At 54.7% G+C, this 16,778-nt stretch carries 18 protein-coding genes; 11 read left to right on the top strand and 7 right to left on the bottom strand.

What is annotated here, in order from left to right:
- Positions 1 to 59: 59 nt before the first annotated feature.
- Complete coding sequence (locus tag PH7735_RS18755; protein ID WP_058312958.1) at positions 60 to 1,094, top strand: NAD(P)/FAD-dependent oxidoreductase; 1,035 nt, start codon at positions 60 to 62, stop codon at positions 1,092 to 1,094.
- Between the two features lie 5 nt (positions 1,095 to 1,099).
- On the opposite strand, the gene PH7735_RS18760 is transcribed toward PH7735_RS18755, so the two are convergent.
- Positions 1,100 to 1,903, bottom strand: coding sequence for an HTD2 family dehydratase (locus PH7735_RS18760; RefSeq protein WP_058313017.1), 804 nt, complete (start codon positions 1,901 to 1,903; stop codon positions 1,100 to 1,102).
- Between the two features lie 41 nt (positions 1,904 to 1,944).
- Between PH7735_RS18760 and PH7735_RS18765 the strand changes: the two genes are divergently transcribed.
- Entirely contained in the window at positions 1,945 to 2,343 is a 399-nt protein-coding gene (locus PH7735_RS18765) for a VOC family protein (RefSeq protein ID WP_058312959.1), read from the top strand.
- Between the two features lie 10 nt (positions 2,344 to 2,353).
- Here PH7735_RS18765 and PH7735_RS18770 read toward each other — a convergent pair whose 3' ends face one another.
- From PH7735_RS18770 to PH7735_RS18780, 3 genes are all read right to left on the bottom strand, one after another.
- A complete protein-coding gene (locus PH7735_RS18770; protein WP_058312960.1) occupies positions 2,354 to 2,896 on the bottom strand; it encodes an NADPH-dependent FMN reductase in 543 nt (180 codons plus the stop codon).
- Positions 2,897 to 3,002: 106 nt separating this feature from the next.
- Complete coding sequence (locus PH7735_RS18775) at positions 3,003 to 3,656, bottom strand: YiaD family glycine zipper/OmpA-like lipoprotein (protein ID WP_058312961.1); 654 nt, start codon at positions 3,654 to 3,656, stop codon at positions 3,003 to 3,005.
- Between the two features lie 82 nt (positions 3,657 to 3,738).
- Positions 3,739 to 4,626: a bifunctional helix-turn-helix domain-containing protein/methylated-DNA--[protein]-cysteine S-methyltransferase gene (locus tag PH7735_RS18780; RefSeq protein WP_058312962.1), complete on the bottom strand. Its 888-nt coding sequence runs from the start codon at positions 4,624 to 4,626 to the stop codon at positions 3,739 to 3,741.
- 138 nt (positions 4,627 to 4,764) lie between these two features.
- Between PH7735_RS18780 and PH7735_RS18785 the strand changes: the two genes are divergently transcribed.
- From PH7735_RS18785 to PH7735_RS18810, 6 genes are all read left to right on the top strand, one after another.
- Complete coding sequence (locus PH7735_RS18785) at positions 4,765 to 5,112, top strand: hypothetical protein (protein ID WP_058312963.1); 348 nt, start codon at positions 4,765 to 4,767, stop codon at positions 5,110 to 5,112.
- 85 nt (positions 5,113 to 5,197) lie between these two features.
- Positions 5,198 to 5,992: an ion transporter gene (locus PH7735_RS18790; RefSeq protein ID WP_058313018.1), complete on the top strand. Its 795-nt coding sequence runs from the start codon at positions 5,198 to 5,200 to the stop codon at positions 5,990 to 5,992.
- A 96-nt stretch (positions 5,993 to 6,088) separates the two neighbouring features.
- Positions 6,089 to 6,637 (top strand): TetR/AcrR family transcriptional regulator, encoded by a 549-nt coding sequence (locus tag PH7735_RS18795; RefSeq protein WP_058312964.1) that lies wholly within the window; start codon positions 6,089 to 6,091, stop codon positions 6,635 to 6,637.
- Positions 6,634 to 7,476 (top strand): sterol desaturase family protein, encoded by an 843-nt coding sequence (locus PH7735_RS18800; protein WP_058312965.1) that lies wholly within the window; start codon positions 6,634 to 6,636, stop codon positions 7,474 to 7,476. The genes PH7735_RS18795 and PH7735_RS18800 overlap by 4 nt, the downstream gene beginning before the upstream one ends.
- A gap of 51 nt (positions 7,477 to 7,527) precedes the next feature.
- Positions 7,528 to 8,172: an endonuclease III gene (gene nth / locus PH7735_RS18805; RefSeq protein ID WP_058312966.1), complete on the top strand. Its 645-nt coding sequence runs from the start codon at positions 7,528 to 7,530 to the stop codon at positions 8,170 to 8,172.
- The gene (locus PH7735_RS18810) at positions 8,169 to 9,152 is read left to right on the top strand and encodes an adenosine kinase (protein ID WP_058312967.1); all 984 of its coding nucleotides are present in this window, start codon (positions 8,169 to 8,171) and stop codon (positions 9,150 to 9,152) included. Before nth ends, PH7735_RS18810 begins: the two co-directional genes overlap by 4 nt.
- 94 nt (positions 9,153 to 9,246) lie before the next feature.
- Here PH7735_RS18810 and PH7735_RS18815 read toward each other — a convergent pair whose 3' ends face one another.
- The gene (locus tag PH7735_RS18815) at positions 9,247 to 10,065 is read right to left on the bottom strand and encodes a sulfotransferase family protein (protein ID WP_058312968.1); all 819 of its coding nucleotides are present in this window, start codon (positions 10,063 to 10,065) and stop codon (positions 9,247 to 9,249) included.
- A 150-nt stretch (positions 10,066 to 10,215) separates the two neighbouring features.
- Here PH7735_RS18815 and PH7735_RS18820 point away from each other — a divergent pair, with 150 nt between their 5' ends.
- Positions 10,216 to 11,793: a DUF5928 domain-containing protein gene (locus tag PH7735_RS18820; RefSeq protein ID WP_058312969.1), complete on the top strand. Its 1,578-nt coding sequence runs from the start codon at positions 10,216 to 10,218 to the stop codon at positions 11,791 to 11,793.
- A 46-nt stretch (positions 11,794 to 11,839) separates the two neighbouring features.
- Here the strand turns inward: PH7735_RS18820 and PH7735_RS18825 are convergent, their stop codons facing one another.
- On the bottom strand, positions 11,840 to 12,772 hold the full coding sequence (locus PH7735_RS18825; protein WP_058312970.1) for an ABC transporter ATP-binding protein: 933 nt from the start codon (positions 12,770 to 12,772) through the stop codon (positions 11,840 to 11,842).
- An 86-nt stretch (positions 12,773 to 12,858) separates the two neighbouring features.
- On the opposite strand from PH7735_RS18825, the gene PH7735_RS18830 reads away from it, so the two are divergent.
- Positions 12,859 to 13,041: a zinc-finger domain-containing protein gene (locus PH7735_RS18830; RefSeq protein ID WP_058312971.1), complete on the top strand. Its 183-nt coding sequence runs from the start codon at positions 12,859 to 12,861 to the stop codon at positions 13,039 to 13,041.
- A 49-nt stretch (positions 13,042 to 13,090) separates the two neighbouring features.
- Here the strand turns inward: PH7735_RS18830 and PH7735_RS18835 are convergent, their stop codons facing one another.
- Positions 13,091 to 13,750: a histidine phosphatase family protein gene (locus tag PH7735_RS18835; RefSeq protein ID WP_058312972.1), complete on the bottom strand. Its 660-nt coding sequence runs from the start codon at positions 13,748 to 13,750 to the stop codon at positions 13,091 to 13,093.
- Positions 13,751 to 13,960: 210 nt separating this feature from the next.
- Here PH7735_RS18835 and fdhF point away from each other — a divergent pair, with 210 nt between their 5' ends.
- A complete protein-coding gene (fdhF, locus tag PH7735_RS18840) occupies positions 13,961 to 16,738 on the top strand; it encodes a formate dehydrogenase subunit alpha (protein ID WP_058313019.1) in 2,778 nt (925 codons plus the stop codon).
- Positions 16,739 to 16,778 lie beyond the last annotated feature (40 nt).

Consider the following 16,778-nt stretch of genomic DNA (forward strand, 5'->3'; position numbering starts at 1 on the left):
CGGGATGCCTTAGTAGTCATGCAAGGGAAAAGCATTGGGCCACATAGGGTGATTTGGCAATGGTGGATGTAACCGTTTTAGGGGCAGGCGCATTCGGGTTGTCTGTTGCTTGGGCCTGTTTGCAACGGGGCGCAAAGGTGCGTGTCATCGATCCTTATGGTGTCGGTGCAGGGTCGTCTGGTGGTGTGGTCGGCGCATTGGCACCGCACACGCCGGAAAACTGGAATGACAAGAAAGAGTTCCAGTTTCAAAGTCTGATCATGGCCGAAGCCTTCTGGGCCGAGGTGGAAGAGACCGGTGGAGTGTCTTCAGGATATGGCCGGACGGGTCGTCTGCAGCCGGTCCTGAACGACAGAGGGCTTGAGCTGGCGCGTGCGCGACAAGAAACCTCAGGTGCATTGTGGCGCGGCCAGGCAAAGTGGTGCGTGATCTCTGAGGAAGACGCCGGACCTTGGGCACCACACTCGCCGACAGGATTTCTTATTCACGATACGCTTAGTGCCCGCATGCATCCAAGAATGGCATGTGCCTCTTTGGCGGCAGCCATCCAAGAAAAAGGCGGCGAGATCACCAAAGAAGCTCCACACGAGGGCCAAGTGGTGTGGGCAACGGGATGGCAGGGGCTTGTTTCACTGTCTCAGGACATGGGGCGCATGGTGGGCAATGGCGTTAAAGGCCAAGCTGCGCTTCTACGTCTTGATCGGCCGGATTTGCCCCAACTGTTTGCAGATTCGGTGCATGTTGTCCCGCATGTGGATGGAACCGTTGCAATCGGATCGACCAGCGAGCGTGAATTTGAAATTCCAACCAGCACCGATGCCCAGATTGATGCCGTGCTAGAGCGCGCTTTTGCGGCGGTCCCGGCTCTCAAAAATGCAGAGGTGATCGAACGCTGGGCCGGTGTGCGGCCCCGCGCAAAAAGCCGGGCGCCGATGTTGGGACGTCATCCATTGCGCGAAGGCGCGTTTATTGCGAATGGCGGCTTTAAGATCGGTTTCGGGATGGCCCCGAAAGCAGGTGCTGTCATGGCCGATCTGATACTGGATGGCGTGGACACGATTCCCGACGACTTCAGGCCCGAAGCTTCGCTCTGATCTGGTTATTCTGCCTGTGCAATCATGTTTTGCTGACCTTCCGGGCCACGCACCCAAAGTGTGCCATCGCCCCCCCAGCAGAGTTCGGCCGTTTCGAAATGCATAAGAGGGGCGGTGGCGCGAAACGAAAAACGGCTCAGCCCCCCCAATTGTTCTGCGGCTTGTAGCATCAAAAGCTGCGCGAGCAGTGGGCCATGCACCACCAAACCGTCATACCCTTCGACGGTGCGCGCATAATCCAGATCATAATGAATCCGATGGCCGTTAAACGTCAGAGCAGAATAGCGAAACAACAACGTGCTGTTAAAACTGCGATGCTGCGAAAACGCCTCGTCTGTGCGGGCCGCGGGCGGGACGGGTTTTCGTGCGTCAGGTGCCGGGTCTTCGCGGTACACCAGATCCTGAAATTCGGTCACGCAAGTGCGTCCGGCCTGCTCGAATTCGTGACGTAGCTTTACAAACCCGAGCGGCCCCGAACGCCCTTCTTTGTATTGGGCGGACTCAACCGTGGTTGTCTTTGTAGCCGGCAACCCTGCGCGCAGGGGATGGTGAAACTCGAGTTGCCCACCAGCCCACATGCGGCGGGGCAAACCCATGTCGGGGATCAGACCGCCAACTTTGGGGTGACCATCCCGCCCGAGCTTGGCAGGGGGCTGTGCGTCCCAAAAGTATAGATGATGAAAAAACGGGGGGAGGGGATCGCCGATATCGACATCAGCAGGCAGGTCCAGCATCGTCAGGCAGGCGCTTGCTCGTGTCGGGTCGATTACGTCACTTTGACTGTGGGTTTGGGGCAGGGCATCTTGCATGGCGGCAGGGTAGGCCTGCGTTGCAAATGGGGCAAGATCGCATGAGACCAAAACTTTCTTCGCTGGACCATTTTGTTCTCACCGTACAGGACATCGATCTGACCATCCGGTTTTATCGGGATGTTTTGGGAATGAGCCCCGAGAAGTTTCAACCCGCCGATGGTTCCGTGCGCTGGGCGTTGAAATTCGGAGACCAAAAAATCAACCTGCATCAAGAAGGGGCCGAGTTCGAGCCAAAGGCCGCGTTCCCAAAACCGGGATCTGCCGACCTGTGCTTTCTGAGCGACGTGCCACTTGCCACTTGGCAAGATCACTTCGCGAACATGGATGTGGTCGTTGAAGAAGGGCCCATAAGACGCACAGGGGCAGTTGGGCCCATTCATTCGCTATATATCCGTGATCCTGATCTGAACCTGATCGAAGTCAGCAATCCTGAATAACGGCCGCGTTTCAGCGCCGCTGAATTTCGGCTCTGAGTGTTGTCATAAGCGCATCAATGTTCTGGGCGTACCGCTCCGTGATGCGCCCGTTTTCATCGAATTGACTGTTGCACTCTGCAATCAGGATTTCCGGACCGTTTGCGATGCATGGGCGAAATGGCGCAAGGCATGTTCGCAGCATGACATGCGCGCGCGCCCCTCCTGTCCGGCCAGCTGCGGCCGCCATGATCGCGACAGGTTTGTCCGCCCAAGGTTTCACCGGTGCCCTGCTGATCCAGTCGAGCGCGTTTTTCAAAACGCCAGAGATGCCGCTGTTGTATTCTGGAGTGGAAATCAAAACCGCATCTGCCTGGGCAATCTGGTCGACAAGCGTTTGCACTTCCGCAGGCAGGCCATGCGCGTCCTCAACGTCACCGTGATACAGGGGGATTTCAAGATTGGCCTCAACATAAGTGGCATCGCCAAATATCCTGCCGGCTTCGCGCAAGAGTTTGCGATTGGCTGATTTCGCACGAAGAGAGCCTGAAAGCCCCAGCAAGGTGTATTGGGTCATGTCGCGTTTCCTGTTTTGCGTATGTGATACCTAAACACCCGATCAGGAACTTCAACGCATAACGCCGCACAGTTTCTGCGCGGCGTCTTTTGCGAAGTAGGTTGTTTTAGGCTTCGGTAGGCAGAATCACGATTTCGACGCGGCGGTTCTGTGCCTTGCCTTCTTCCGAAAGGTTCGACGCAACGGGTTGGTCTTCGCCGCGGCCGATTGTCTGGATGCGTTCAAAGGCAACGCCCCCTTCCATCAGCTTGTCCGCGACAGAGTTCGCGCGCTGCTCTGAAAGCTGCTGGTTGTGTGCCGCCGATCCGGTGTTGTCGGTGTGGCCCAGGACTTGAACAGTCGAAGAAGGATATTTCTGAAGGTTACGCGCAACTGCGGCAAGATCATCCGACAAAGATGCGCTCACCACGGCGCTATCGGAAGCGAACAGCAAATCCTGTGGCATAACAACGATCAAACGATCGCCTGTATTCTCGATAGAGATGCCCCCATCCAGTTCCTTGCGCAGCTCGGCCTCTTGTTTGTCGAGGTCATTGCCGATCAATGCGCCGACGCCCGCGCCAATCACGGCACCTGCGACAAGGTTGGTGTCGGTGGCGGCGGCCACTGCGGTTCCGACAAGGCCGCCAATAACGCCGCCCTGTTTGGTTTTACGGTATTCGTCGCGGTCTTCTGCACTGCCTGTGACATATGCAGGGTCGGTACAGGCGGTTAATGCGACTGCCGAGATTGCGAATATTGAAAGAGTAAAGCGTTTCATCACTGCTGCCTTTGGATCGTTTGGCCGATTTCTTCGGCTCTGATGTCCAACATAGGCGACCTGAGGCCAAGACCCAAATGGATCAGGCCGTTTTTTCAGCGGTTTCTTGCGCTTGATACTCGGGATCCATTTCTGCGCGGGCTGTTTCCCATGCCAAAAGGGCGCGCTTCACGGGCAATCCCCAATGATATCCCCCGAGCGCGCCAGATTTACGCAAGGCTCTGTGGCAGGGGATCAGCCAGCTCACGGGATTGCGCCCGACAGCAGTGCCCACAGCACGCACCGCACGTGGTGCACCGATGGATTGGGCGATTTCGGAATAGGTCGACACCTGTCCAGAGGGAATGCGCATCAAAGCTTCCCAGACTTTGATCTGTAGCGGGGAGCCGATCATATAGACGGGGGTTTTGCCAAGTTCCCCCGATTGTTCGTTGAAGGCCGAAAGGACCCAAGGGCGCAAAAACATTGGATCTTCAATAAAATTGGCCTTTGGCCAGCGCGACAGAAGATCGATCATCGCGGCTTCTTCGCCGGTTTCCGAGGCAAATCCGATGCCACAAATCCCTTTGTTGGTGCCCATCACAAGCGCCAATCCAAAGGGGCTGTCAAACCATCCCCAGAAAATGTTCAACCCTTCCCCCCCACGGGCATATTCGCCGGGGCTCATGGATTCCCAACGCAAGAACAGGTCATGCAGTCGACCAGATCCCGAAAGTCCCACCGCATCCGAGGTGTCCAGAGTTGTGAAGTGGTCGTGCAAAAGGGCCTTGGCGTGGCCAAGCGTCAAATACTGCTGGAATTTTTTTGGTGACACGCCGGCCCATCGCTTAAAAAGACGCTGGAAATGCGCTGGGCTCATGTCCATTTCCCGTGCCAGATCGTCCAAGGTAAGCGATTTCTCGGATTGGTCGATCACTTCGATGGCACGGCGCATGACATTGAAATGGTATCCTTGCTGCAAATCGTTCATCGCTCGTTGTCCTGTCGTGTCTGTCCTGTCGAACATAGGCGCTCACACCGTGTCCCGCGACCCGTTTCTTGTGCAAAGTCCACGCCACATAACGCATCCGTGAATCGCAAAAGCTGTGACTTGGGATAGGGTGTTGTCATGAAAACGCTGATCTTTGTTTTGTTGATGGCTTCTCCGGCTTTGGCTGAAGCGCCCGTAATTGAAAATGTGCAGGTCCAAGCCGTGTCAGGGGTATGGCGCTTCAACGTGACGCTGGCGCACCCGGACACGGGATGGGATCACTATGCCGATGGATGGCGTGTTGAAACCGAGGATGGATCGGTTTTGGGAACCCGCGAATTGCTGCACCCTCATGTGGATGAACAGCCCTTTACGCGATCCCTGTCTGGCGTTTCGATCCCGAATGGGATCAGCACGGTTTTTGTGCGCGCCAAGTGCAGTGTTGACGGGTGGGCAGACACAACGGTGCCCGTGTCTTTGAATTGATACCTCGAAGCCATTCGGGCGGTTGTATAGGGCGCAAGCACGTCCCATATTCCGGCCCATGACACAAAAAATGGATTCTCCGAAAATGACTTTGCGCGACCGCATCGCCGTTCAACTCGAGCGGCCCATTGTCCGCTATTTCATCTTGGGCGTTATTCTTTTCAACGCCGTGATTCTTGGGCTCGAGACATCGACCGAAGTCATGGAGGATATCGGTCCCCTGATCATAACGCTCGACAAACTGTGTCTGGCCATTTTCGTCATTGAAATCGTGGCCAAACTCTATGTCCACAGATTGCAGTTTTTCCGCGACGGCTGGAACATCTTTGACTTTGTGATTGTCGGTATCTCTCTCATCCCTGCCGCGCAAACCTTCTCGGTCTTGCGGGCGCTGCGTATCCTTCGTCTGTTGCGTGTGGTGTCGGTGGCCCCGTCATTGCGACGGGTGATCGAAGGCCTGTTGAATGCTTTGCCCGGGATGGGATCAGTCTTTTTGCTGATGGGCCTCGTTTTCTATATCGGCGCGGTCATGGCGACCAAATTGTTTGGAACGCAGTTTCCGGAATGGTTCGGGACGCTGGGTCGGTCAACGTATTCATTGTTCCAGATCATGACCCTGGAAAGCTGGTCCATGGGTATTGTTCGCCCTGTAATGGAGGCTGAACCTTATGCATGGGCGTTTTTTGTCCCGTTCATTCTGGCAACAACATTTATCATTCTAAACCTTGTCGTGGGTTTGGTCGTGAATTCGATGCAGGACGCGCACCATGCCGAAGCCGATGAATTGACAGGATCTTATCGGGACGAAGTTCTGGCGCGATTGTCAGAAATCGAAGGACTGTTGAAGACATCCGCCGACAAGAGGCGTGATCCGGAATAACTTTTTCTAAGTATAGCAGATACCTAAGGCCGCAATTTGCGGCCTTTTCTTTTGGAGGTGTTGACTCTCATGTATCAAATGAGACATCAATGTCTCATGACGCAAAAAACTGAAACTATGATTCTCGAAGCAGCGTTTGCGCTGTTTGCGGTGAAACCCACGGCCACTTTGGCAGAAGTGGCTAAAAGGGCCGACGTTGGCCGCGCGACCTTGCACCGATTGTTCAAAGGCCGTGATGATCTGATGGCGGCTTTGGCTCATCGCGCAATGGCAGAGCTTGATCAGGCCGTTGACCAAGCCACCAAAGACGCAGCCACCTATACCGACGGCCTGCGGCTTACTCTCAAAGCGATGATTCCCTTGGCAGAACGCCAGCTTTTCCTTGCAAACGAACCGGTCGACCACATGCCCTCGGTCGCGAAAGAGCTTGCACAACAGCGTGTTGAATTGACGGACCTTGTTGAGGCCGCCAAACACGAAGGCAGCTTTGATAACGCGGTCCCGACGGCATGGATTGTACAGTCGTTCGAAGCATTGACCTACGCTGCGTGGACGATGGTTTGCGAAGGAGAGGCCACGCCGAAACAGGCGTCTGCCCTAGCGTGGAGAACACTCACTATTGGCGTAAAAGGAGACGTAAAATGACGTCAGAAAGTTTCTTTACCTTGTCCGAACGCATTGACGAGGTGTTCTTTTTCATCGGCGCTGCCGTTTTGCTGATTGAGGTTCTCGAGGCGATTTTCAAAGGCAACTTGCGCAAGAAAACCTTGATGGAAATGCTGGCAAGTGCGTCGACACAAATCCCGTTTCTGCTTGTCGAAATCTTTGTGATGACCTTTGCCTATGGGGTTTTGTACATGGTGAGCGCGAATTTCGTCTCATGGCAGATCCCAACAACATGGGTCACGGTCATTGTGGCTTTGGTCCTCGTCGACCTGACATATTACTGGGAACACAGGATCGCGCATCAGGTGCGACTTTTGTGGACACAGCACGCCGTACACCATTCATCACGGGACTATAGCATCATCACGAGCATCCGCTTTGGCCCGTTCGAGAGTCTCTGGGCGCTGATCATGCACATCCCGTTGGTGTTGATCGGATTTGCACCGGATGTGGTGTTCGGATGCAGCCTTATCGTCCTGGGATACCAGACGTGGCTGCACACCGAAGTCATCGGAAAACTCGGACCTTTGGAATGGGTGCTGAACACCCCGTCACATCACCGTGTACATCATGGGGCGGACGCCAAATATCTTGATAAGAACTATGGTGGCATTCTCATCATCTGGGACCGGATGTTTGGAAGCTTTCAAGTAGAGGAAGAACGCCCGCGCTATGGTTTGACGACCGATTTCGACAGCCAGAATCCAATCAAGGTCTGGTTCTCGGAACTGCCGGCACTGATGAAAGACCTCAGGAACGCAAAAAGCGGACAAGAAGTCTGGATGCGTTTGTTTGGCCGACCGGGTTGGAAGCCCTGAGAACGCGAAAGCCCTCTTGCCGCATCAACCGGCAAAGGGCATACCGTTTTCATGGCAAAACAACTGAATTATCACACCATCCGCGAGATTTTCACTCGGTTCCAAGAGGCCGAGCCGGAACCCAAAGGGGAACTGGACCACGTAAACGCCTATACGCTGGTCGTTGCTGTGGCTCTGTCGGCGCAAGCCACGGACAAAGGCGTAAACCGGGCGACGGCGGACCTGTTTAAAATCGCGGATACACCACAGAAAATGCTCGATTTGGGGGAAGAGGCCCTGATCGAGCACATCAAGACAATTGGCCTTTTCCGGAACAAGGCCAAAAATGTTATCAAGCTCTCGCGATTGCTTGTCGACGAGTATGACGGAGAGGTGCCCTGTTCGCGCGCCGCACTTGAAAGCTTGCCGGGTGTCGGTCGCAAAACCGCGAATGTGGTGCTGAATATGTGGTGGCAGTACCCCGCACAGGCGGTAGACACGCATATCTATCGATTTGGAAACCGGTCCGGCGTGTGCCCTGGCAAGGATGTTGTTGCTGTCGAGCGCGCGATCGAAGACCAAATTCCGGTTGATTTCCAGCTACACGCACATCATTGGATGATCTTGCACGGGCGCTATGTCTGCAAGGCGCGCAAGCCCTTGTGCGGCACTTGCCTGATCCGTGACCTATGTGAATTCGAGGACAAAAACTTATGACCCAGTATCAGGTTGTCGGCATCGGCAACGCCATCGTTGATGTGATCTCTCAATCCGATGACTCGTTCCTCGATTTAATGGGGATTCAAAAGGGCATTATGCAACTGGTCGAAAAAGAGCGGGGCGAAATGCTCTATGCTTCTATGACCAACCGGACACAGGCCCCCGGTGGTTCTGTGGCCAACACGATTGCGGGTTTGGGCAGTCTTGGCCTGTCGACAGCCTTTATCGGACGTGTGCACGATGACGCGTTGGGCAATTTTTATGCTGCGGAAATGCAGGCTGATGGGACGGATTTTGTAAATCCGCCGGTTGCAGGTGGCGAGCTTCCCACATCCCGATCGATGATCTTTGTGTCGCCGGACGGCGAGCGTTCGATGAACACCTATCTGGGGATCTCGGCGGAACTTGGCCCCGAGGATGTTTCGGATGATGTCGCCGGACAGGCGCAATTGTTGTTTCTCGAAGGCTATCTCTATGACAAGCCTAAGGGCAAAGAAGCGTTTGAAGCAGCTGCTCGGTTGTGTCGTGCAGGCGGCGGCAAAGCGGGGATCGCCCTGTCTGACCCCTTCTGTGTGGAACGCCACCGCGATGACTTCCGTAGGTTGGTCAAAGAACTGGATTACGTGATCGGCAACGAACATGAGTGGCAATCCCTCTACCAGACAGATCTGTCATCTGCGCTCGAACAAGCGGCCCAAGACGCCGGGATGGTGGTCTGCACGCGGTCCGGTCATGATGTTGTTCTGGTCCGTGGCGAGGAAGAGGCGATTGTGCCCGTGAACGAAGTTGTGCCCGTTGATGCGACCGGCGCAGGCGATCAGTTCGCAGCAGGGTTCCTCTATGGTGTTGCCACAGGTCAGCCGCTTGAAGTGGCCGGGCGCATGGGATGCGTCGCTGCGGCCGAGGTCATTGGCCACTACGGTGCCCGCCCTGAAAAAGAGGTCAAGGCGCTGTTTCGGGATGCAGGCCTGATCTAACACTTCCCCGCAAAAACAAACCCCAAGGCAGGATGCTCTGCCTTGGGGTTTTCTTTATCCGGCGATCAATCACGACAGGCGCGTGCGCTCGGCTTCAATCGCCCAACTTGGCGTGAACCTCATCCAGATCGATCTCTCCGATGGGCATCTTGTTCGATGGATCTTCGAAATCGTATTTGAATAGATCAAAATCGCGTTTGTAGATTTCATAAACCAGATGCATCGACAGATCGTCGAAATAGTCTTCGACAGGGTGCGCGCGTTTTGGCCCATGACCTTCGGATTCATTGAAACGCGGAATTTGCGACAAATCGAGGGAATGGCGTGTGTCGATGTTATCCAGAACCGACTGCATGCCTTCGTTGAACTTTTCAGTCCAGAAGATGTTGTCGTAGCTCCCACCATTCACAATAAACGTCGAGACGTGGCCCGACATACCGGACCAATGGATGTCAGGATCCATGGGGCGGCGCCACCGGATGGTATCGCGCGTGAACAACAAGAAGCGGCGGAAGCTGCGAATCTGATCGAATTCCTGTTTGCCATCATCACCGCCGACTTCGATCCCGTATTTCTGGATCAAGGTCGGGACGAGATTACCGCGATACCGCTTGCCGTTACGCTGGATGCCGCAGATTTTGTCGAAAAAGGAACTGAGAATACGTGTGTAAGGATTGCGGACACATGTGAACGCATAAGATTTGTGCGATTGGACGTTTTTCGTGATGGGCCCTTGGCTCTCCTCAAGTGCCCATTTGTGCATGCCGCCCGTAGCGTCATGAATGTCGCCATCGAAAAATTCGCCCTGATCCGAATAGTACATGATCTGACCGATTGTCGAACATGCGCATTTGGGAACAACACGATAGACCACGCTTTCGCTTTCGGTCATCCAAGTGCCGGGAAACCCCATAAAGTACCGCCTCCGTTTGTCTGTGATCCTGAGCAAACCGGTCACAGTTTCAATTAGCTACAAAAAAGCAAAGAAATCCTGTTTATTCAACGCCCGATCAGCATTATCAAGCTAAACAATCACTGCAAAATCGAGGTAACGGTTTCCAAAATGGCAAAAATCGCGTTTATTTTGCTCTGCCACAAGGATCCGGAGGCAATTATTCTACAGGCGCAGCGTCTGACGGCTGCTGGTGATTATATTGCAATCCACTTTGATGCGCGCGCCAAACGCGAACATTTTGACCTCATCAAAGAAGCACTGGAAGACAACCCCAACGTCGCGTTTTCGAGAAAACGCATCAAATGTGGCTGGGGGGCGTGGTCGCTTGTTCAGGCGACGTTATATGCGGTTGAGGCCGCGGTAGACAGTTTTCCGCGCGCGACGCATTTTTACATGCTGTCCGGCGATTGCATGCCCATCAAGACCGCCGACTATGTGCATGATTATCTCGACGACAATGATGTCGATTTCATCGAGAGCTTTGACTACTTCGAAAGTGACTGGATCAAGACCGGCATGAAAGAAGAGCGGTTGATCTACCGCCATTTCTTTAATGAACGCACACAGAAGTGGCGGTTCTATGCGGCCTTCAATTTCCAGAAAAAGTTCGGGCTGGCCCGTGAAATCCCTGCGGATATCCAGGTGCAAATCGGCTCGCAATGGTGGTGTTTGCGCAGGCAAACCATGGAAGCCGTTCTGGAATTCACCCGCAAACGCAAAGATGTCATGCGTTTTTTTCGGACCACATGGATTCCGGATGAAACGTTTTTCCAGACCATTGTACGGCATCTGATTCCCGAGGCCGAAATCCGGACGCGCACGCTGACGTTTCTGATGTTCACCGATTATGGGATGCCGCTGACATTCTATAATGACCATTATGATTTGCTGTTGAATCAGGATTTTCTGTTCGCTCGGAAAATCAGCCCGGAAGCTTTGGAGTTGAAAGAGCGGTTGGGTAACCTGTTTGCTGCATCCGGTGTGCGGTTCCAGATTTCTGGTGAAGGCCCAAGTCTGTTTCGGTTCCTGACCGGACGCGGCAGGATCGGACGGCGGTTCGCCAGCAGATTTTGGGAAACCGAGTCCGCCTTTGGCCGGAACCGGGAACTCAAGATTATCGTTTGCAAAAAGTGGCACGTGGCAAAGCGCCTTTTGGCGTCAGTTGAAAAGCACACGGATCTGCCGTCCATGGCCTATTTGTTTAACGAAGAAAGTTCCCCGCTTCCCGATCTCGGGGGAATTCAAGCCACGCTTGCAAAGCGCACGCGCCACCGGCGGGCGTTGATGCGCATGTTGTTTGACTATTACGACACGGATCAGATGGTGATTTGCCTCGACCCGTCTTCGCTTGATCTGATTTATGACTTTTATGGCGATCGTTCAGGGACGCGTATGCTCGAAATTCAGTGTGACTTTTCGGATGACTATCTGATTGGGCACGCCAACCGGATTGGCCTTGTCGGGGCGCAGACTCCCAAGGAAACCTTGGAAAGCCTGCTGCCGACGATCCGGCAGGATATCGTTCATGAAAGCGACAAGATCAGGGACGGTAATTTCGAGCATCACTATAGGCTGCGCGAAAAAGACGATTACGAGGCCCATGTTGTGGCGTTGACGGGGTTCCTCAAATCATCCGAGGAAAAGGCCGGCAAGGTGGCCACCGTCAATCACCTGTTTGCCGACTGATTGCCCAAAAGCACTTCAAAACGGGAGCCATGCGTGCAGGCCCAGCTTATTGGGACGCCGTGAGTTTGAGGAAGACATCTTCAAGGCTGGCTTGTTCGGTTTTTACATCACGGATACGAATACCGGCTTCATGCACGGCGCTCAGAACGTCTTCGGCAGTCGTTTCTTTGGCGTGATAGGTAAAGCTCAACGTGCCGTTTGCACGACGGCTGACAGTCAGGCCTTTGAACTCGGGCAAAGTGTCGGGTGTGTCCATCGGGTCAATGACCAAAGTCTTGGAATCAATCTGCCCCAACAGGTTTGACGTGCTGTCACGCGCAACAAGCTCGCCCTGATCGATGATAGCGATCTGATCACACATTTCCTCGGCCTCTTCGAGGTAATGGGTGGTGAGGATAATCGTCATGCCGCGGTCTTGATTCAGCTTGCGAATATTGGCCCAGAGCATTTGCCGCAGTTCGATATCGACGCCCGCCGTCGGTTCATCCAGAACAAGAATTTGCGGATGATGCACCAGTGCCTTGCCCAACAAAAGCCTGCGACGCATTCCACCCGACAGGGTCCGCGCATATGCTTCGGCCTTATCGGTAAGGCCGACCATCTCGAGGATTTCGTCGCTGCGCCGTTGCGCTTTGGGAACGCCGTAAAGGCCCGCCTGAACCTCAAGTGCACCACGCGGCGTAAAGAAGGGATCAAGGTTCAGCTCTTGGGGCATGACCCCGATCGCGGCGCGCGATTGGCGCGGGTTTTCGTCCTGATCAAAGCCCCAAATGCGGACCGAACCAGTGGTTTTGGTCACCAGACCGGCCATGATATTGATCGTCGTGGACTTGCCAGCGCCGTTTGGCCCGAGGAGGCCAAAGATGGAACCAACAGGAATATCCAGATTCAATCCCTTGAGGGCCTGCTTTGCCGGCGCCCCTTTGCTGGCCTGATAGGTCTTGGTCAGGCCCTGAATTTCAATGGCGTTCTGCGTCATGGCTGCTCTTGCCCCGCGGGATTGTATGGATCATAGTCGCCCTTAACGAACCCGGTTGGGAACGGCAACCAAAAGGACAGTGCACAATGAGCCAGCAAGCCCCTGAAACCAAGATCGTAGACAGCTATAAGGTGGCCTGTGATGGCGGTGAAGGTGCATTGGGTCACCCTCGGGTCTATTTGCAGATACCGGCAGAACAAGGTTGGGTTGAATGCCCTTATTGCGACTGCAAATATGTCCACAAAAGCGCGGCTGACAAGGCCGCATAGCTTAAACGCGACCTGCCAGAATCTCCGAAAACAACGCAGCCTTCGCGGATCACAGATGCGTTTGCGCGTTATGTCTTTCGGGCATTTCCAGATGTGGCACACCGTTGAACTGGACCAGCAGGGGTTGGTCCAGCACCATTTGCCAGCGATGCACGGACGTGTTCATGATGGCCAAACACATTTTGGACCATCCACCCACATCCAGTGAAAGCGTTTGGCGCAACACCATGCCGATCAATCCACCAGACGTCACAACCAACGCCCGGCCTTCGCCTTTCGCGATATCTGTCATGGCTTCACGAACGCGCGTTTCAAAATCGATGTAAGACTCCGGCGCCCCTTCGATTTCACCGCGCTCCCATGCTCCTAAGACTGCTGGCAAATGCTCGACAAAGCCCTCGCGCTCGGCTGGAACGGCCAGACCGTGCTGTTCTTCCATGAGCTGGGACAGGGTGAAGTAGGTGAATTCGTTCAACCGAGGGTCTTGGATGATTTCGGCGTGTTTTTCGGCACCCATGCTTGTTGCGGTTTCGATATGCCGCGTGAGCGTGCCACAGTAAACGCGCTGAAACCGGTCTCCGGTCGAGTCCATATGCGCACCCAGCCAGCGGGCCTGTTGGTGACCCAGTTCGGACAAACGGTCATACGAAATCTCGTCACGGGCTTCGGTGTTTGCCTGACCGTGGCGCACAAGGGTAATATGGGGCATCAGAAAATCCTTTGATATCGCCCTATGCGTAAGCCAGCAGGCGGCCCACGAAAAGAGCAGATTTTAGACGGGACGCCGATGTGACGCATCGGAAACTCTGGATTGCGAAACCGTCCGCGCTTGGCGCAAATTTGCCTTGCACTGTCGGATTGAGAGACTCGTTGTTGTGAAACCCCAGAGTAAAGTGGCGGCTGAATCATGGAGACACGCATGTCCGAAACCATCAAGTTTACGCTGGACGGGGAAACCGTCGAAGCCAAGGCCGGTGAAACCATCTGGGAAGTCGCCAACGGTCGCGGTCTGGTCATACCGCATCTTTGCCATAAACCTGCACCGGGATACCGCCCGGACGGCAACTGTCGTGCGTGCATGGTCGAGATCGAGGGCGAGCGGACCCTTGCGGCATCCTGTATTCGCGAACCTGCCGATGGCATGGTGGTCACGACCAACAACGCGCGGGCGACTTCGGCGCGTAAACTTGTGGTTGAGATGTTGGTGGCAGACCAGCCCGCGAAAGAAGAAGCCCATGACAAATCGAGCCACCTTTGGGATATGGCCGATCTGAGTGGCGTAAGCGAAAGCCGCTTTCCAAAGATGGAAGATGGCGAAATTCCTTTGCTCGACGACAGCCACGTCGCCATGAGCGTGAATCTGGATGCTTGTATTTCCTGCGGTCTTTGCGTGCGTGCGTGTCGCGAAGTTCAGGTGAACGACGTTATCGGTATGGCCGGACGTGGCCATGATGCCTATCCGACATTTGATATTATGGACCCGATGGGTCAATCGACCTGTGTTGCCTGTGGCGAATGTGTTCAAGCCTGCCCGACCGGTGCCCTGATGCCCGCGGCCGTGGTGGATGAACACCAGATCGGCGATATGGCTGACTTTGACTCGGAAACAGAAAGCGTCTGCCCGTTCTGCGGCGTCGGATGCAAAGTGTCTCTGAAGGTCAAAGACGGAAAAGTGAAATACGTCGAGGGCATCAACGGTCCTGCCAACGAAGGCCGATTGTGTGTCAAAGGCCGCTTCGGGTTTGACTACATCCACCATCCGCACCGGTTGACCAAGCCTCTGATCCGGCGTGAAGACGCGCCAGCCAAAGGGTTGAACGTCGACCCAGGCGATCTGTCGACCCATTTCCGCGAAGCGTCTTGGGAAGAAGCGATGGATATGGCAGCCAAAGGGTTGGTCAAGCTGCGTGACGAACACGGCGGTCCATCTGTTGCCGGTTTCGGATCGGCCAAGTGCACCAATGAAGAGGCGTACCTGTTCCAAAAGTTTATCCGTCAGGGTTTCAAGCACAACAACGTCGACCACTGTACGCGGCTGTGTCATGCGTCGTCGGTGTTTGCCTTAGTCGAAAACGTTGGTTCGGGCGGTGTGACTGCTGCGTTCAACGACATCAAGGATGCGGATGTGGCGATTGTGATCGGGGCAAACCCGATTGAAAACCACCCTGTCGCGGCCACCTATTTCAAGCAGTTCACCAAACGTGGTGGCAAACTGATTGTGATGGACCCGCGCGGCGTCGGTATGCGTCGGTTTGCGGACGAGATGCTGCAATTCCGTCCCGGCGCGGATGTGTCGATGCTCAACGCGATCATGAATGTGATTGTGGAAGAAGGTCTGTATGATCAGGCCTATATCGACCAGTTCACCGAAAACTGGGAAGCCGAAAAACAGCACCTGTCACAGTTCACCCCCGAAGCCATGAGCGAGATTTGCGGCATCAGCGCAGAACAGCTTCGCCGTGTTGCACGCACATTTGCCAACGCCAAAGCAGGGATGATTTTCTGGGGCATGGGCGTGAGCCAGCACATTCATGGCACAGACAATTCGCGTTGCCTGATTTCGCTTGCTCTGATGACCGGAAATGTTGGCAAACCCGGTTCGGGCCTGCACCCGTTGCGTGGCCAAAACAACGTTCAGGGTGCGTCTGATGCCGGTTTGATGCCGATGTTCCTGCCTGATTACCAATCGGTGGAAAACGATGATGTCTGGTCCAAGTTCAACGACGTTTGGGACAATGAAGACTATTCGAACAAAAAGGGCCTCACCGTCACCGAAATCGTTGATCAGGCTTATGCTGGTAACATCAAGGGCATGTATATTCTGGGTGAAAACCCGGCGATGTCTGACCCTGACGCCGAACATGCACGTGATGCATTTGCCAATCTCGACCTGTTGATTGTGCAGGATATCTTCCTGACCGAAACGGCAAACTATGCAGACATCATTCTGCCCGCATCGGCGCTTTATGAAAAGAACGGTACGGTGTCCAACACCAACCGTCAGGTCCAGCGCGTGCGCCCTGCGGTGACGCCTCCGGGTGAGGCGCGGGAAGACTGGTCTGTGACTGTTGAGCTGGCACAGCGCATTGGTCTGCCATGGACGTACACCGATGTGAGTGAGGTCTTCGCAGAGATGAAGTTGACGATGAAGTCTCTCAACAACATCACATGGGATCGCCTCAAGTCCGAGACGATCACATACCCGTCGTTGCATGAAACGGATCCGGGTCAGTCGATTGTTTTCGGAGATGGCTTCCCACGACCTTCGGGACGCGCGCACTTCACGCCCGCCAGCGTGATTGCACCGGATGAGGCCCCGGATACCGAATACCCGATGATCATGACCACCGGACGTCAACTTGAGCATTGGCACACAGGGTCGATGACGCGTCGGTCCAAGGTGCTTGATGCGGTCGAGCCTGAAGCCAACTGTTCCTTGCACCCGCGGACATTGAAACTGATGGGGATCGAACCCGGTGAGATGATCCGCCTGACAACACGGCGCGGTTCCATCGACATTATGGCGCGTTCGGATCGCGCTATTGCAGAAGACATGGTTTTCGTGCCTTTCGCCTATGTCGAAGCTGCGGCCAATGTTCTGACCAACCCGGCAATCGACCCTTATGGTAAGATTCCCGAGTTCAAGTTTGCAGCGGTAAAGGTTGAAAAAATCCAATCGCAGGTGGCAGCGGAATAAAGGGCGTTTAACGCACCGGCATTCGGCGCATTCCATTTTC

Origin of the sequence: Shimia thalassica, from assembly GCF_001458215.1 — a bacterium.
GTDB lineage: Bacteria > Pseudomonadota > Alphaproteobacteria > Rhodobacterales > Rhodobacteraceae > Shimia > Shimia thalassica.

Excerpts from the sequence above, each read along its gene's own strand:
- PH7735_RS18755 (WP_058312958.1), top strand. The coding sequence starts at position 60 with ATGGTGGATGTAACCGTTTTAGGGGCAGGCGCATTCGGGTTGTCTGTT.
- PH7735_RS18760 (WP_058313017.1), bottom strand. The coding sequence starts at position 1,903 with ATGCAAGATGCCCTGCCCCAAACCCACAGTCAAAGTGACGTAATCGAC.
- PH7735_RS18765 (WP_058312959.1), top strand. The coding sequence starts at position 1,945 with ATGAGACCAAAACTTTCTTCGCTGGACCATTTTGTTCTCACCGTACAG.
- PH7735_RS18770 (WP_058312960.1), bottom strand. The coding sequence starts at position 2,896 with ATGACCCAATACACCTTGCTGGGGCTTTCAGGCTCTCTTCGTGCGAAA.
- PH7735_RS18775 (WP_058312961.1), bottom strand. The coding sequence starts at position 3,656 with ATGAAACGCTTTACTCTTTCAATATTCGCAATCTCGGCAGTCGCATTA.
- PH7735_RS18780 (WP_058312962.1), bottom strand. The coding sequence starts at position 4,626 with ATGAACGATTTGCAGCAAGGATACCATTTCAATGTCATGCGCCGTGCC.
- PH7735_RS18785 (WP_058312963.1), top strand. The coding sequence starts at position 4,765 with ATGAAAACGCTGATCTTTGTTTTGTTGATGGCTTCTCCGGCTTTGGCT.
- PH7735_RS18790 (WP_058313018.1), top strand. The coding sequence starts at position 5,198 with ATGACTTTGCGCGACCGCATCGCCGTTCAACTCGAGCGGCCCATTGTC.
- PH7735_RS18795 (WP_058312964.1), top strand. The coding sequence starts at position 6,089 with ATGACGCAAAAAACTGAAACTATGATTCTCGAAGCAGCGTTTGCGCTG.
- PH7735_RS18800 (WP_058312965.1), top strand. The coding sequence starts at position 6,634 with ATGACGTCAGAAAGTTTCTTTACCTTGTCCGAACGCATTGACGAGGTG.
- nth (WP_058312966.1), top strand. The coding sequence starts at position 7,528 with ATGGCAAAACAACTGAATTATCACACCATCCGCGAGATTTTCACTCGG.
- PH7735_RS18810 (WP_058312967.1), top strand. The coding sequence starts at position 8,169 with ATGACCCAGTATCAGGTTGTCGGCATCGGCAACGCCATCGTTGATGTG.
- PH7735_RS18815 (WP_058312968.1), bottom strand. The coding sequence starts at position 10,065 with ATGGGGTTTCCCGGCACTTGGATGACCGAAAGCGAAAGCGTGGTCTAT.
- PH7735_RS18820 (WP_058312969.1), top strand. The coding sequence starts at position 10,216 with ATGGCAAAAATCGCGTTTATTTTGCTCTGCCACAAGGATCCGGAGGCA.
- PH7735_RS18825 (WP_058312970.1), bottom strand. The coding sequence starts at position 12,772 with ATGACGCAGAACGCCATTGAAATTCAGGGCCTGACCAAGACCTATCAG.
- PH7735_RS18830 (WP_058312971.1), top strand. The coding sequence starts at position 12,859 with ATGAGCCAGCAAGCCCCTGAAACCAAGATCGTAGACAGCTATAAGGTG.
- PH7735_RS18835 (WP_058312972.1), bottom strand. The coding sequence starts at position 13,750 with ATGCCCCATATTACCCTTGTGCGCCACGGTCAGGCAAACACCGAAGCC.
- fdhF (WP_058313019.1), top strand. The coding sequence starts at position 13,961 with ATGTCCGAAACCATCAAGTTTACGCTGGACGGGGAAACCGTCGAAGCC.